Source organism: Streptomyces griseoruber (assembly GCF_001514205.1).
Taxonomy (GTDB): Bacteria; Actinomycetota; Actinomycetes; order Streptomycetales; family Streptomycetaceae; genus Streptomyces; species Streptomyces griseoruber.
The window spans coordinates 317,179-331,098 of record NZ_KQ948764.1 but is presented as its reverse complement, the minus strand read 5'-3'; the positions used below and the strand labels follow the sequence as shown (position 1 = coordinate 331,098).

Sequence of the window (13,920 nt, the reverse complement as noted above, 5' to 3'; positions counted from 1 at the left end):
GACGACTGGGCAGGCGCTGTCGCATGTCCTCAGCCGATCCCGTCCGGCCACACCTGGATGTGGTCCTCCTCCAGCTCCAGCAGCACCCGGTCCGCCATGCCCAGCGCGAGCGTGTACTCGGCGGGCAGCTGAAGCCGCCCCGCCCGGTCGAGCATCGCGTACTCCCGCGCCACCAGGGACTCCTGGCCGTCCTCGCCGACCTCCGTGCGCCGCAGCACCTCCGTCGAGGTGCGGCCGTCACGGATCGCGACCGTGCGCCGGACCTCGCCGGCCACCGCCTGGTCGTGGGTGACCACGACGATCGTCGTACCCAGCTCCTCGTTGGCCCGCCGGAACGCGGCGAACACCTGCTGCCCGGTCGCCGAGTCCAGCTCACCGGTGGGCTCGTCGGCGAGCAGCACCGAGGGCGCGTTGGCGAGGGCGACGGCGATCGCGACCCGCTGCTGCTGGCCCCCGGACAGCTGCCGCGGATACCGGTCGCCGCAGTCGGCGACCCCGAGCAGCGCCAGCAGCTCCCGCGCCCGCCCGGCCCGCTTCCCGCGCCGCACCCCCGCCAGCTGCATCGGCAGCGTCACGTTCTGGGCGGCCGTCAGATACGGCAGCAGATTCCGCGCCGTCTGCTGCCACACGAAGCCCACCACCTCACGCCGGTACCGCAGCCGCGCCTTCGCGTCCATCGTCAGCAGATCGCGGCCCGCCACCCGCGCCGAGCCCGCGGTGGGGACGTCCAGGCCCGCGAGGATGTTCATCAGGGTCGACTTGCCGCTGCCGGACGCCCCGACCAGCGCCATCAGCTCGCCCTCCCGGACCAGCAGATCGAGCCCCTGGAGCGCCTGCACCTCCACCGCGTCCCCGCCGCCGCGCCCGGAGAAGATCCGCACCAGCCGGTCACAGGCGATCAGCGCGTCGTGCCCGTACGCGGGCCGGTCGCGCCGGTCGGCCGCCCGCCGCTCCAGCTCCGCCAGCGACCGTGTGGTCCCGCTCATCGCATGTCTCCCGCCCTGAGATGGGTGATCGGTGTCCGGCGCCCCGCCCACCAGGCCTGCCCGACGGCCACCGCGCCCGCCAGCAGCACCGCGCCCGCGGCGGGCAGTACCAGCGACCACAGGTCGGCCCGCAGGGCCGCGCCGTGCACGGTGGCGCCGGCCGGCAGGGCCAGCCGGTCCAGGTCGACGCCCGGCGCGAGCAGCCGGACGGTGGCCCAGCCGACGGCCACACCCCCGCCCGCCGCGATCAGCGCCTGGGGCAGGGCCTCCAGACCGAGCAGCCGCCGGCCCTGCCGGGTCGTCAGGCCCAGCGTGCGCAGCCGGGCCAGCAGCGCGGCCCGCTCCGGCGCGGCCCGCAGCAGCGAGAGCACCAGGGCCAGTACGGCATACCCGGCGCCCGCGGCGACCGCCCAGCCGTAGATCCGCCCGGCGCCCTCCTGGAGCGGTGTGTCGGACAGCGCCGCGCGTTCCTCGGCGCGCAGCGTCACCGTGAGGTCCGCCTCGCGCACGGCCGCCCGCAGCGCCCGCGCGTCGAGTCCGGCACCGGCCGCCAGCAGGGTCGTGGGCCCGCCGGAACCCTTCAGCCCCGCCGCGTCCACCAGCAGGAACTCGCCGTCGGGCACGGCGGGTGTCCGGTCGCGCACCGCCGTGATCCGCACCGTGACGACTCCGCCCGGCGTCACGATCCGGCGCGCCGCCCGCCCCAGCCGCTCGGCGACCCCGGGCGAGGCGACGGCGTCCAGCACCCCGCCCGCCGACGTCAGCCGCCCGTCCGGGAAACCGCCGAGCCCGACCCGCCGGGCCAGCCCCGTGTACGCGTCCGGCTCGACCCCGACCACGGTCAGCGGATGCGTCTCGTCGGACGCGCTCGTCGAGGCCCGCTCGATCCGTACGCCCGCCACCTCCCGGACCCCCGCCACGCCCCGCACCGCTCGCGTCAGGTCCGCCGGGAGCGGGGTGCCGTCGGTCGTGGAGAGCCGTGCGTCGGCGCCCGTCGTCAGCAGCGCGGCCCGGTCCCGGGCGTCCGCGACCCCCGTCAGCACGGAGCCCCCGAACGCCGCCGTCGTCAGGGCCGTCAGCAGGGCGAGCAGCGGCAGCGCCGCGACCCCGGCCGAGGAGCGGCCCGCCCGGGCCAGCGCCAGGAACCCCACCGTGCCCCGCAGCCGCGCGGCCGGCCCGGCGGCCCACCGCAGGGGCAGCGGATACAGCCGTACGAGGACCAGCGCCGCGACCAGCCCGACCAGCACCGGCGCCGCGCTCACCAGCAGATCGCCCGACGCGCCCGTGCCCCGGCGGCGCAGCGCCGCCACCGCGCCCACGGCCAGCACCAGCAGGGTCAGTTCGGCGACCGTGCGGCGCGCGCCGGGCCGGGCACGGGCGAGATCGTCCCGCTCCTGATGCGCCCGCGGCCTGCGGTGGGCGACGACCGCGCGCACCGGGAGCGCCGCACAGGCGAGCACCGCCACACCGCCCGCACCGAGCACCGCGGGCAGCAGCCGCGCCCCGTCCACGGCGACCACGGCGAGCAGCAGTCCGCCGGCCGCCGAGGGCACCGCCACCACGGCCGTCTCGCCCAGCAGCCGCCCCGCGATACCGCGCAGCGAGCCGCCCCGGGCCCGCAGCAGGGCCAGTTCCCGTTCCCGGCGGGCGGCCGCCAGACCGGCGCTCATGACCAGGACGACGACGGCGATCGCCGCGATCCCGAACGCCCCGACGGCGACCACGGGCGTGATCGCGTCAGAGACTGCTGTACTGGCCCCGACGACCTGCTCCAGCCCCGTGGAGAGCGCGGCCGTGGGACCGGCCGCCGTGCGCAGCCGCAGCAGCCCGGGCCCGCCTTCGAGGGAGGCGACCGCCTCGACGAGCGGTACGGCGTCCCGCGCGGTGAGCCGCCCGGTGGCGGGGGCGATCCGCCAGTACTTCTCCGGCTCGCCCTGGCCGCCGAGCAGCGCCGGGGCCGCCTCGGGCGCCAGCAGCAGCCCCGCCTCCCAGTAGAACTGGGGCGGAGTGGCCTTGACGTAGGCCAGGGCGGGCGTGCGCAGGGTCGGCTCCACCGCCCAGTAACTCCCCTGCGGATGCCGGGGTTCGAGGATCCCGGTGATCCGGACGGTCAGCGGTGCGCCGGTGAACCCGGCCAGGGTGACGGTGGAGCCGGCCCGCAGCTTCAGCGTCCGGGCGGTCTCGCTGGTCACGGCGCCCTCCAGCAGCCGGGTGGCCGTCGTCACCGGCCCCTCGGCGGAGGGCAGCCGGCCCTCCCGTACGGTGGCGTGCCCGGCGATCCCCGACTGCGTCAGCAGAGTGAAACGGGGCGGCAGTCCGTCGGGCCGGGGCAGGGACGCCTCCTGCGCCTGAAGGCTCTTCGCGGTCCGCACCCCGTACGCCGAGTCGGCCGGGTCCGCCCGCAGCGGTCCGGGCAGCGCGGCCGACGCCTCGGCGGCGACGGCCGCGAGCGCCCCGGGCCGTACGGCGTCCTCGCGGGCCTCCCGCGGCAGTTCGAGTCCCGGCTGCGGGGTCTTCAGCTCCAGCACCGTGGACTGCGGGGGAGCGTCGGCGACGGCCTCGCGCAGCCCCCGGGTCCCGTAGGCCTCGACGGCCCGGGGCAGCAGGGCCGCGAGGAACGCCGTGAGCAGCACCAGCACACCGAAGGCGACGGCGGCCACCGGCGCGGTGCGCAGCCGGGTCCGCACCCAGGGCGCGCCATGACGGTCCGGGCGCATCTCAGTCCTCCCCCTGGTGGCGCAGCGCGACCGCGGGTTCCGTCCGGCGCAGCGCGGAGGCGGCGGTGATCAGCAGGAGCGGGGCGGCGACCCCGGCGAGCAGCAGGGCCACCCTCGGCAGCGGCAGCTCGACCAGGACGGGCGGGACGGGCCGCGCCGCGTCGGAGGTCAGCACGATCAGCGGGACGACGGCCCGGGTCAGCACGGTCCCCAGGCCCAGCCCGGCGAGCAGCCCGGCCCCGACGAGCAGGCTCTGCTCGGTCGCGACCAGCCGGGCGAGGTCCCGGCGCGGCGCGCCCAGCGCGCGCAGCACCGCGAACTCCGCCGCGCGCTCGCGCCGCGCCCCGGCCGCGCTCACCGCGAACCCCCCGGCCGCGAGGGCCACGGCGGCCACCGCGACCGCCGTCAGGGCCGAGCGCGGCCCGGCGCCGAGCGGGTCCCGCAGCAGTTCGGCGGCGATCTCGTCCCGCACCAGCACCTGGTCCGGGGCGAGATCGGGGCGCGCCCGCAGCGCGGCGGCGACCCGCGCGGTCTCGCCGGGGGCGGCGTCCACCCACCACTCGTTCGGCGTGAGCGGCACACTCGCCCGCTCGGCCAGCGCGGCGTCGACGGCCCGCAGATCGAGCAGCAGCGCCCCGCCGTCCACGGCCCGTCCGTCCGCGTCGGCCGCGGTGGTCGGCAGTGCCTCGACGGACCGGACGATCCGCACCCGCAGCCGCTCCCCGGCCAGCGTCACGTCGATGCCGTCGCCGGCTTTCGCGCCCGCGGCGTGCAGGAACTCCTCGGTGGCCAGGCCGGGCAGGCTCGCCGCGGCCGGGGCGCCGGCGGTGTCGACGCGGACGGTGAACACGGGCGGGGCGAAGCCGCGACCGTTGTCGACGCCCGTGGCGTACTCGACGGCCATCAGCCCCGGTTCCGCCACGGGCCTCAGCGTCGTGCGGGCCATGACCGTGCCGTTCTCCGACACGGTCCAGCCGCCCGACCAGCGCAGTCCGGCGGGCGCCGGAACGGTCCGCGCGGGGCCGTCCGGGCCGGTGGCGAGCAGGCGCTCGACGGTGAGCCGGTGCCCTTGGGGACGGCGCTCGGGGGAGGCGCCGTCGAGTTGCAGACCGGTCAGCCGCAGCGGTCCGGCCGGGGCGGCCCGGCCACCGGTCGCCGTCACGTCCAGGTCCACGGCGGTCCGGTGCACCCGGCCGTCCACGGGGATCTTCCCGGCGCTCATCCGGTAGGTGATGCCGTAGCCGTCCTCGACGACCAGGGTGAGCTGCGGCGCGAGACCGGAGGCGCGGGTTCCCGGGTCCGTGACGTCGGTGATCCGTACGTCGAGCGCGAGCCGCCGGGTGCCGTCGGGCAGCCGGACCGCGCGGTCGGTGTCCCGCCCGTCGGGGGCCGGCGCCCGCAGCAGCTTCGCCGGGGGCTCCTCGGCGAGATCGCCGCGCAGCAGCAGGTCCCCGGCGTGGGCGGTGTCCAGGGCGAGGACCGTGGCCGTACGGCCGCCCGAGAGGTCGAGGGTGGTGCGGTGGGCGGGGGCGGCGTCGCGGGCCCCGGGCAGCGCGGCGTACAGACCGGTCTGGCCGGGGCTGCCCGGTCTGGTGTCGAGGACCCGCACGGCGGCGCCGGTGCGGAAGTCGGCCTGGTCGTCCTGCGACCGGTCCCAGGACGCGCCGTGTCCGATCGCCAGCATCCCCGTCGCCACCGCGACGACCAGCAGCAGCACCGGACCCGCCCCGCGCAGCGGCCGCCGGCTGAACTGCCAGCCCGCCAGCGCCGCGGGCAGCCCCCGTCCGCTCGCGGACCGCCGCTCCGCGAGCCGGGCCGCGAGCGGCAGCAGCCGCAGGGTCAGCACCGTGCCCGCCAGCAGCGCCAGCGCGGGCGCGGCGACCAGCAGCGGATCCACGCCCAGCTCCCCGGCCCGGTCCCGGCTGAGCGCGCCGCCGCTCGCGTCGGTCTGCCGGCCGAGCTGCCAGTAGGCGATGCCCGCGATCAGCAGCAGCCCGACGTCGGCTCCGGCGCGCACCGGCGCGGCCGAGGCCGTGGCCCGGATCCGCCGCAGCCGTACCGGCGTCCCGGCCGTCGCCGCCAGCGCGGGCGCCACGACCGCCGTCGCACAGGCCGCCGCCACCCCGCCCGCGACCAGCCACACCCGGCCCGCCGGGGCCGTGTCCAGGCGCAGCCCGATCCGGTCGAGCGAGGACCAGTGGGCGAGCAGCCGGGCCAGCGGGCCGGACAGCAGCGCGGCACCGACCGCGGCCGGCACCGCCAGCAGCAGCGCCTCCAGCGCGGCGAGCGAGGCGATCCGGCCGCGCGATCCGCCCCGGGCCCGCAGCAGTTCGGTCTCGCCCGCCCGCTCGCCGTCGAGGAGCCGGGCCACCAGCAGCAGCGCGTACCCGGCGAGCAGCACCAGCTGCACCGAGACGATCATCAGGGTGGAGCGGGAGACGAGCAGGGCCCGCGCGGTCCGGTCGAGCAGATCCGGCAGTGCGGTGTACACGGACGCGCTCTCCCCGAGCGTCCTGCGCAGCTCCCCGGCGGCCCGCGCGTTGGCCGCGCTCAGGCGGTCGATGCCGGCGGTGGTGAGCGTGCGGTAGTCGGCCGTGGCCACCCAGGTGGTGCCGTCGACGGCGGCGCGGCCCGAGGTGAGCACGGAGGCGTCGGTGAGCAGCGGGCCGTAGGTGGTGAAGACGACCGTGCGCACCCCGTGCCCGGCGAGGGTGTCCGCCCGCCAGTACGGGTCGGCGGTGTCGGCCGCCCGGTAGACCCCGGTCACCCGGACCGTGAGGGGCTTCCCGCTCAGCCGGTCGGTGAGCTCCACCCGGGCTCCGGGCCTCAGCCGCAGCCGGCCGGCGGCCGCCTCGGGCAGCGCGACCGGCACCGGCGCGGTCCGGGCCGCCGGCGCCGGACCGGGCAGCGCGCCCGCGACCAGCCGGATCCGGGACCGGTCCAGGGCGGCGAGGAAGGTGAGGTCCGGCTGCCCGGCCTGCGGGGTCCCGGGCAGGGCGTACGCCGTCGAGCGCTCCAGCGACCGCACGGTCACCGGCAGCCCGCCGAACGCCTCCCGCGCCCGCCGGGCGACGGCCGCCGCCGTCTCGTCCCGGGGTGCGTCCGTGTCGACCACCAGCGCCGCCGAGGCCGCGGCCCGGCCGCCGAGCGTGGTGCGCAGGGCGGCGTCGCCGACGGAACCGGAGAACGCGGCGAGGGCGGCGAGCACCGAGGCGGTCAGCAGCACCGCGAGCAGGGCGGCGGCGAGCAGCAGCCGGTGTGCGCGCACGCGCAGCACCAAGAAGCCCGTCACGCTTTCCCCGTTCCCCCCGAAGTCCCCTACGCGGCATACATATCACGGGGTTACCGGGCGGGTACATGTGTTCGGGGCGGGATGCCTGCGGCTCTTGACGGTGCGGGCGGGCAGCGGATGTGATGCCGGGATGACGGAGAACACCGCCGCCCTCGCGACCGGCACCACCGATCTTGCGGCGGACCCCATGCTGCTGGTGGAGGATCTGCACCACTCCTACGGCACGGGCGCCGCCGCCGTGCACGCGCTGCGCGGGGCGTCCTTCGCCGTCCGGCGCGGCGAACTGGTCGCCCTCAAGGGCCGTTCGGGCTCCGGCAAGACGACCCTGCTGCATCTCGTCGGCGGCCTCGACTCCCCGCAGCGCGGCCGGATCGTCCTCGACGGCACCGATCTGTCGGCGCTCGGCGAGAGCGGGCTGCTGGAGCTGCGCCGCGACCGGATCGGCTTCGTCTTCCAGTCCTTCGGGCTCATCCCCATCCTCACCGCCGCCGAGAACGTGGGCGTGCCGCTGCGGCTGCGCCGGGCCGAGCCGCGCGAACGCGAGGAGCGGGTGGCCCTGCTGCTGGCCCTGGTGGGTCTCGCCGGCCATGAGACACAGCGGCCCGCCGAGCTGTCCGGCGGCCAGCAGCAGCGGGTCGCCATCGCCCGCGCCCTCGCCAACCGGCCCGCGCTGCTGCTCGCCGACGAGCCGACCGGCCAGCTCGACGCCGCCACCGGCCTCGCGGTGATGGAACTGCTGCGCGCCGTGGTCCGCAGCGAGGGCGTCACGGCCCTGGTCGCCACCCACGACCCCCAACTGCTGGGCCTGGCGGACCGGGTGCTGGAGCTGGGCGACGGACAGGTCGTCGAGAGCCTCTGATCAGGCGAGTTGACCCGCCTTCAGTACGGCGCACACCACCAGCAGCACCAGCAGGGCCGCGCACGCCCCCGCCTGGATCCACGGCCGGCGCCGGTCCCGGGGCGCGTAGGCGAAGGCCAGCGCCACCGTGCCGCCCGTCAGCAGGCCGCCCAGGTGTCCCTGCCAGGAGGTGAGGCCCGCGGAGATCACCAGCCACAGCAGCAGGCCCGCCATGAACCGGTTGACCTGGCTCATGTCGGCGCCGAGCCGGCGCGCCAGGACGTAGTAGGCGGCGCCGACCCCGAAGATCGCGCCGGAGGCGCCGACCGTGAAGACCATGGGGGTGATCAGCAGCACCAGCACCGAACCGCCGAGCGCCGACAGCAGGTAGAGGGCGAGGTAGCGGATCCGGCCGAGCTGGGCCTCCACCACCCGGCCCAGGTTCCACAGCGACACCATGTTCATCACGATGTGGAGGATCCCGAACGTGCCCTGGGTGGGCGGCTGATGCAGGAACGCGCCGGTCAGCAGCCGGTACCACTCGCCGTGCGCGACGCCCAGCGGGACGTAGCCCGGCGGCAGGCCGCCGAGCACGGCGAACCGTTCGACGACGTCCTCGTCCACCAACTCCGCCAGATACGCGAGCACGTTGAGCCCGATCAGCACGTACGTCACCAGCGGCACCGCCGACACCCGGCCGCCGACGACGGTGCGGGCCCGGCGTACGGACCGCGCGCCTTCCTTCACACACTCCGGGCACTGGTGGCCGACGGCCGCCTCCCGCATGCAGTCCGGGCAGATGAACCGCTCGCAGCGGGTGCAGCTGACGTAGGACTCCACCTTGGGGTGGCGGTAGCAGGTGGTGACGGTGGACTCGGACTCCACGGACCGGCTCCTCTGGGCGCTTCTCGGCAAGAGCGAACAAAATAGCGAACACCGCTGGGTGTGGGAGGGTGGGGCCATGGTCGCGATCAGTCTGAGCAAGGTCCAGGAGACCGCTCCCGCGCTGGTGAACCTCTACAAGAGCGCCGGGGTGTCCCTGACGAAGCACGGTCTCGACGGGCAGCGGGCCGCCGTGTACCTGGTGGTCGACTACTCGGGGTCGATGAAGCCGTACTACCAGGACGGCAGTGTGCAGGCGCTGGCCGACCGGGTGCTGGGCCTGTCCGCGCACCTCGACGACGACGGCCGGGTCCCGGTGGTGTTCTTCTCCACCGACGTCGACGCCGTCACCGACATCGAACTCGCCTCCCACCAGGGCCGGGTGGAGCGGATCGCGGCCGGGCTCGGGCACATGGGCAGGACCAGCTACCACCTGGCGATGGACGCGGTCATCGACCACTACCTCGACAGCGGCGCGCGTGAGCCCGCCCTCGTCGTCTTCCAGACCGACGGCGGCCCGATCAACAAGCTCGCCGCCGAGCGCTATCTGTGCAAGGCGGCCCGGCTGCCGCTGTTCTGGCAGTTCGTCGGCTTCGGCGACCGGGGCAGCAAGCAGTTCGACTTCCTGCGCAAGCTCGACGAACTCGCCGTCCCCGGCAAGCGGGTGGTCGACAACGCCGGCTTCTTCCACGCCGGTCCGGATCCGCGCCGGGTGTCCGACGCGGAGCTCTACGACCGGCTGGTGGGCGAGTTCCCGAAGTGGCTGGTGGCGGCGCGGGCGGCGGGGATCGTCCGGCCGTAGCCCCTACAGGCCGAGCAGTCGTTCGGCGAAGCGCTCTGCGATGCGGCGGTGGGTGGCCGCGTCCGGGTGGAGGCCGTCGGGGAGGGGGAGTTCGGCGGCGTCGGCCTCGCCGTAGAGGTCGCGGCCGTCGACGTAGTGGAGGTTCGGGTCGGCTGCCGAGCGCTGCTCCACCAGGCGGGCGAGGGTGTCGCGGATGACGCGCAGGGTCAGCTTTCCGCTCGCCACCTCGGCGGGGTCGCCCATCGGCTGGAACCACGGCTGCCCCTCGGCGACCGTGGTGAAGTCCAGGGCGGTGGGGCCGGGGGTGTCCTCGTGCATGGGGCACAGGATCGGTGAGACGACCACCAGCGGGACGGACGGCCGGCCCTCGCGGATCGTGTCGAGGAAACCGTGGACGGCGGGGCCGAAGGCGCGCAGCCGCATCAGATCGGTGTTGACCAGGTTGATGCCGATCTTGACGCTGATCAGGTCGGCGGGAGTGTCGCGCAGGGCGCGGGCGGTGAACGGGTCGAGCAGGGCGCTGCCGCCCAGGCCGAGGTTGATCAGCTCCAGCCCGCCGAGCGCCGCCGCGAGCGCCGGCCAGACGCCCGTGGGGCTCGCCGCGTCGGAGCCGTGGCTGATCGAACTGCCGTGGTGCAGCCACACCTTGCGGCCCGAGGGCCGGGCGGGTTCGACCGGGGCGTCGGTGCGCAGGGCGACGAGTTCGGTGGTCTCGTTGTGCGGGAGCCAGATCTCGAAGTCCTTCGTCCCGCCCGGCAGCCCGGCGAAACGGACGGTGCCCGGCTTCCCTGGGCAGAAGGCGCTGCTGCCGGCCGCCAGGTCGACGGTCAGCGTGTGGCCGCCGCCCGTCACGCTCGCCTGCCCGGCCGGGCGGCCGTCGACGAGCAGGTCGTACACGCCGTCCGGCCGCGGCGGCGCGCCCACATAGGTCCGCCGGGTGGGCAGCGCGTCCAGTTCCACGGTGGTGGCGGCGCTGCGGAAGACCAGCCGTACGCCCGAGGGCTGGGACTCGGCCATGAGCAGCTGAGCGTCGGAGCACTGGGCGCGGGCCCGGGCCGGCAGCCGGTGCGGCAGGACACCGTGCTCGGTGCGCTCGACGTCCAGGGCGCCGCGCAGCAGGTCCGCGGTGACGGGCGTGGTGATCCACACGGGCCCGGTCATACGGCGGGCCAGGTGCGCAGCAGCGCGTCGAGGGCGTCCAGGACGCGGGTCCAGGTCTCGTCCGTGTCCGGGGCGCTGTGGCTGAAGCCGCCGCCCAGCTCCAGGCTGACATAGCCGTGGAAGACGCTGCCGAGGAGGCGGACCGCGTGAGTCCGGTCCGGTTCCGCGAGGTCGTAGCCGCGCAGGATCGCCCGGGTCATCCGGGCGTGCCGGACGCCCGCGCTCGCGGCCGCCGTCTCCGGGTCGAGCCGGAGCTGGGCGGCGGCGTAGCGGCCGGGGTGCTCATGGGCGTAGTCGCGGTAGACGTTGGCCAGTGCGGTCAGGGCGTCCTTGCCGGCCCGTCCGGCCAGCGCCTCGGAGGCCCGGTCGGCGAGCTCCTCCAGGGCGAGCAGGGCGATACGGGTGCGCAGGTCCTGGGAGTTCCGCACATGGGAGTACAGACTCGCCACCTTGACGTCGAACCGCCTGGCCAGCGCCGAGACGGTCACCTCGTCGAAGCCGACCTCGTCGGCCAGCTCGGCGCCCGCCCTCACCAGGCGTTCCGTGGTCAGCCCGACCCGCACCATGTTGTCCCTCCCATCGCCTGAACCGAGTATGCATTTGCCTAAAAGATTTAGGCAAATTACCGTCGCCCATATGAAGCCCCTGACCGAGCAGCAGATCCGCGCCGCCTTCGTGAACTGCACCAAGGGCGAGGCCAAGCGCCTCTCCGTCCCGCGCGACCTGGCCGAGCGGCCCTGGGACGACCTGGACTACCTCGGCTGGCGCGACCCCCAGGCCCCCGACCGGGCCTACCTCGTCGCGGAGCTGGACGGCCGTCCGACGGCCCTCGCCCTGCGCGCCTCCGCCGGCGCCGTCGGGCAGGCCCGGCGCAGCATGTGCTCGATGTGCCTGACCACCCACTCCGGCGGCGTCGCCCTGATGGTCGCCCCGAAGGCCGGCCGGGCGGGCCTGCAGGGCAACTCGGTGGGCGCCTACCTCTGCGCCGACCTCGCCTGCTCGCTCTATGTGCGCGGTCTGCGCGACGCGGGCATCGGGGCCCGGCTGCACGAGACGATCAGCCTGCGGGAGAAGACCGACCGGACCGTGGCGAACCTCGCCGCGTTCGTCGCCAAGGTGACCGGCTGAGGGTCAGCCGTGCGCGGCGAGCACGTCGGCCCGGCACTCCTGCGGCGTCCCCCACGCCGTACGCAGCGCCCGCGCCTTGGTCAGCCAGAGCGACAGGTCGTACTCCTGCGTGTACCCGATCGCGCCGTGGAGCTGCAGCGCCGTCCGCGCACAGGCGTACGCCGCCTCGCAGGCGCTCACCTTCGCCGCCGCCACGTCCGCCGGTGCCATCGTCACGGCGGCGCCCAGCACCAGCGGCCGGGCGAACTCCAGGGCCATGCGCGCGTCCGCCAGCCGGTGCTTGACCGCCTGGAACGAACCCACCGCGACCCCGAACTGCGTGCGCCGGCGCACGTACCCCACCGTCCGCTCCAGCAGCGCGAGACCGACCCCGAGCGCCTGGGCGGCGGTGGTGAGCCGGGCCAGGAGGAGCGCCTCGGGCGGGGGCGGCCCGGCGGCGAGCAGCTCTCCGCCCGGCCGCAGCCGGGTCAGCCGCCGCGCCGGGTCCAGGGAGGGCCGTACGGGGTCATGACCGGGGGCCAGGCGCACCCCGCCGGGCCCGACGGACAGCCGTACGTCCGCCAGGTCGCCGTCGAGCGCGTACGCCCCCTCGTACGCCACCGTCGCCACCGACCCGCCCGCCGCCAGCGCCGGCAACAGCCGCTTCGCCGGGCCCGGTGCACGGATCAGGGCCGCCGCGGTCACCGTCTCCACCAGCGGACCCGGGACCGCGTGCCGCCCCAGCTCCACGAACGCCACGGCCAGGTCGACCGGCCGGGGCCCCAGCCCCTCGTACTCCTCCGGGACCGCCAGCGCGAACACCCCCGCGTCGGCGAGCCGCGACCACAGCGCCCGCCCGCCCGCGTGGTCCCCCCGGCTCCACTCCCGCACCGCCTTCGGTGTGCCGGCCGCCGTCAGCAGCGCGTCCAGGGAACCGGCGAACGCCCGCTGCTCGGCGTCGAGGAGGAAGCGCATCAGCGGCGTCCCTTCGGCAGGCCGAGCAGCCGCTCGGCGACGATGTCGCGCTGGATCTCGTTGGTGCCCGCGTAGATCGGACCGGCGAGCGAGAACACATACCGCTCCGCCCACTCGGTGTCCGCCCGCTCGCCGTCCTCGCCCAGCAGGTCGAGCGCCGTCTCGTGCAGCGCGATGTCGTACTCGGACCAGAAGACCTTGTTCAGGCTGGACTCCGGGCCGAGCCGCTCGCCCGCAAGGAAGCGGGAGGCGGCCGCGTAGGTGAACAACTGGTGGGCGCGGGCCCCGACGAGCGCGTCCGCGACCCGCGCGGCCGACTCCGGCGGGCTGCCCTGGGCGCGCCACAGGCCGTACAGGCGGTCGGCGGAGGCGAGGAAACGGCCGGGGGAGCGCAGGGTGAGCCCGCGTTCGTTCGCCGCCGTCGACATCGCGATCCGCCAGCCCTGCCCGGGCGCGCCGATCACGTCCTCGTCCGGCACGAACACCTCGTCCAGGAACAGCTCCGCGAACGCCGGCTTCCCGTCGAGCCGGCCGATCGGACGCACCGTCACCCCGGGCGCGCGCAGGTCGAACATCACGTAGGTGAGGCCCTGGTGGGGCTGCGGGGCGTCCGGGTCGCTGCGGAACAGACCGAAGGCGCGGTCCGCGAAGGCCGCGCGGGACGACCAGGTCTTCTGGCCGCTCAGCAGCCAGCCGCCGGCCGTGCGGACCGCCCGCGCGCGCAGCGAGGCCAGGTCCGAACCGGCCTCCGGCTCCGACCAGGCCTGCGCCCACACGGTCGCGCCGCGGGCCATCGGCGGCAGCACCCGGGCCCGCTGCTCCTCCGTACCGTGCTCCAGCAGGGTCGGCCCCAGCAGGCCGATCCCGTTCTGGTTGACGCGCCCCGGGGCGCCCGCCGCGTAGTACTCCTCCTCGAACAGCAGCCAGCGGATCAGTCCGCACTCCCGGCCGCCGTAGCGCGCGGGCCAGTCCACCACCGACCAGCCGTCCGCGGCCAGTTCGGCCTCCCACGCGCGGTGCGCCGCGAACCCCTCGGCCGTCTCCAGGGAGGGCGGCGCGACGGCGGGCACATGCGCGTCCAGCCAGGCGCGGGCCTCGGCGCGGAACGCCTCCTCTTCCCGGGTGAGGGCGAGATCCATGCGCGGCCGTCCCTTCCGTGG

11 protein-coding genes are annotated in these 13,920 nt (G+C 76.1%); 3 read left to right on the top strand and 8 right to left on the bottom strand.

Annotated features, from left to right (window positions below):
- Nucleotides 1–29 precede the first annotated feature (29 nt).
- From AQJ64_RS05865 to AQJ64_RS05855, 3 genes are read right to left on the bottom strand one after another with little or no spacing between them, the layout of a single operon-like run.
- Complete coding sequence (locus AQJ64_RS05865) at nucleotides 30–986, bottom strand: ABC transporter ATP-binding protein (RefSeq protein ID WP_059202457.1); 957 nt, start codon at nucleotides 984–986, stop codon at nucleotides 30–32.
- Complete coding sequence (locus AQJ64_RS05860) at nucleotides 983–3,703, bottom strand: ABC transporter permease family protein (RefSeq protein WP_059202456.1); 2,721 nt, start codon at nucleotides 3,701–3,703, stop codon at nucleotides 983–985. Before AQJ64_RS05860 ends, AQJ64_RS05865 begins: the two co-directional genes overlap by 4 nt.
- A 1-nt stretch (nucleotide 3,704) precedes the next feature.
- Nucleotides 3,705–6,995 (bottom strand): FtsX-like permease family protein, encoded by a 3,291-nt coding sequence (locus tag AQJ64_RS05855; protein WP_055635396.1) that lies wholly within the window; start codon nucleotides 6,993–6,995, stop codon nucleotides 3,705–3,707.
- Nucleotides 6,996–7,125: 130 nt separating this feature from the next.
- Here AQJ64_RS05855 and AQJ64_RS05850 point away from each other — a divergent pair, with 130 nt between their 5' ends.
- Nucleotides 7,126–7,854 (top strand): ABC transporter ATP-binding protein, encoded by a 729-nt coding sequence (locus tag AQJ64_RS05850; protein WP_055635397.1) that lies wholly within the window; start codon nucleotides 7,126–7,128, stop codon nucleotides 7,852–7,854.
- On the opposite strand, the gene AQJ64_RS05845 is transcribed toward AQJ64_RS05850, so the two are convergent.
- Nucleotides 7,855–8,718 (bottom strand): rhomboid family intramembrane serine protease, encoded by an 864-nt coding sequence (locus tag AQJ64_RS05845; RefSeq protein WP_055635398.1) that lies wholly within the window; start codon nucleotides 8,716–8,718, stop codon nucleotides 7,855–7,857.
- A gap of 76 nt (nucleotides 8,719–8,794) precedes the next feature.
- Here AQJ64_RS05845 and AQJ64_RS05840 point away from each other — a divergent pair, with 76 nt between their 5' ends.
- Entirely contained in the window at nucleotides 8,795–9,517 is a 723-nt protein-coding gene (locus AQJ64_RS05840; protein WP_055635399.1) for a vWA domain-containing protein, read from the top strand.
- 3 nt (nucleotides 9,518–9,520) lie between these two features.
- On the opposite strand, the gene AQJ64_RS05835 is transcribed toward AQJ64_RS05840, so the two are convergent.
- Nucleotides 9,521–10,678 carry a GDSL-type esterase/lipase family protein gene (locus AQJ64_RS05835; protein WP_055635400.1) on the bottom strand — a complete coding sequence of 386 codons (1,158 nt, stop codon included), beginning with the start codon at nucleotides 10,676–10,678 and terminating at the stop codon, nucleotides 9,521–9,523.
- Nucleotides 10,675–11,244 (bottom strand): TetR/AcrR family transcriptional regulator, encoded by a 570-nt coding sequence (locus AQJ64_RS05830; RefSeq protein ID WP_055635401.1) that lies wholly within the window; start codon nucleotides 11,242–11,244, stop codon nucleotides 10,675–10,677. The genes AQJ64_RS05835 and AQJ64_RS05830 overlap by 4 nt, the downstream gene beginning before the upstream one ends.
- A 70-nt stretch (nucleotides 11,245–11,314) precedes the next feature.
- Between AQJ64_RS05830 and AQJ64_RS05825 the strand changes: the two genes are divergently transcribed.
- Nucleotides 11,315–11,806, top strand: a complete 492-nt coding sequence (locus AQJ64_RS05825; RefSeq protein WP_055635402.1) for an FBP domain-containing protein — start codon at nucleotides 11,315–11,317, stop codon at nucleotides 11,804–11,806.
- Between the two features lie 3 nt (nucleotides 11,807–11,809).
- Here AQJ64_RS05825 and AQJ64_RS05820 read toward each other — a convergent pair whose 3' ends face one another.
- The gene (locus AQJ64_RS05820; protein WP_059202455.1) at nucleotides 11,810–12,760 is read right to left on the bottom strand and encodes an acyl-CoA dehydrogenase family protein; all 951 of its coding nucleotides are present in this window, start codon (nucleotides 12,758–12,760) and stop codon (nucleotides 11,810–11,812) included.
- Complete coding sequence (locus tag AQJ64_RS05815) at nucleotides 12,760–13,899, bottom strand: acyl-CoA dehydrogenase family protein (RefSeq protein ID WP_059202454.1); 1,140 nt, start codon at nucleotides 13,897–13,899, stop codon at nucleotides 12,760–12,762. The genes AQJ64_RS05820 and AQJ64_RS05815 overlap by 1 nt, the downstream gene beginning before the upstream one ends.
- Nucleotides 13,900–13,920 lie beyond the last annotated feature (21 nt).

What these genes read in the sequence shown, in the direction of transcription:
- AQJ64_RS05865 (WP_059202457.1), bottom strand. Translation starts at nt 986, where the DNA reads ATGAGCGGGACCACACGGTCGCTGGCGGAGCTGGAGCGGCGGGCGGCC.
- AQJ64_RS05830 (WP_055635401.1), bottom strand. Translation starts at nt 11,244, where the DNA reads ATGGTGCGGGTCGGGCTGACCACGGAACGCCTGGTGAGGGCGGGCGCC.
- AQJ64_RS05820 (WP_059202455.1), bottom strand. Translation starts at nt 12,760, where the DNA reads ATGCGCTTCCTCCTCGACGCCGAGCAGCGGGCGTTCGCCGGTTCCCTG.
- AQJ64_RS05825 (WP_055635402.1), top strand. Translation starts at nt 11,315, where the DNA reads ATGAAGCCCCTGACCGAGCAGCAGATCCGCGCCGCCTTCGTGAACTGC.
- AQJ64_RS05815 (WP_059202454.1), bottom strand. Translation starts at nt 13,899, where the DNA reads ATGGATCTCGCCCTCACCCGGGAAGAGGAGGCGTTCCGCGCCGAGGCC.
- AQJ64_RS05860 (WP_059202456.1), bottom strand. Translation starts at nt 3,703, where the DNA reads ATGCGCCCGGACCGTCATGGCGCGCCCTGGGTGCGGACCCGGCTGCGC.
- AQJ64_RS05835 (WP_055635400.1), bottom strand. Translation starts at nt 10,678, where the DNA reads ATGACCGGGCCCGTGTGGATCACCACGCCCGTCACCGCGGACCTGCTG.
- AQJ64_RS05850 (WP_055635397.1), top strand. Translation starts at nt 7,126, where the DNA reads ATGACGGAGAACACCGCCGCCCTCGCGACCGGCACCACCGATCTTGCG.
- AQJ64_RS05840 (WP_055635399.1), top strand. Translation starts at nt 8,795, where the DNA reads ATGGTCGCGATCAGTCTGAGCAAGGTCCAGGAGACCGCTCCCGCGCTG.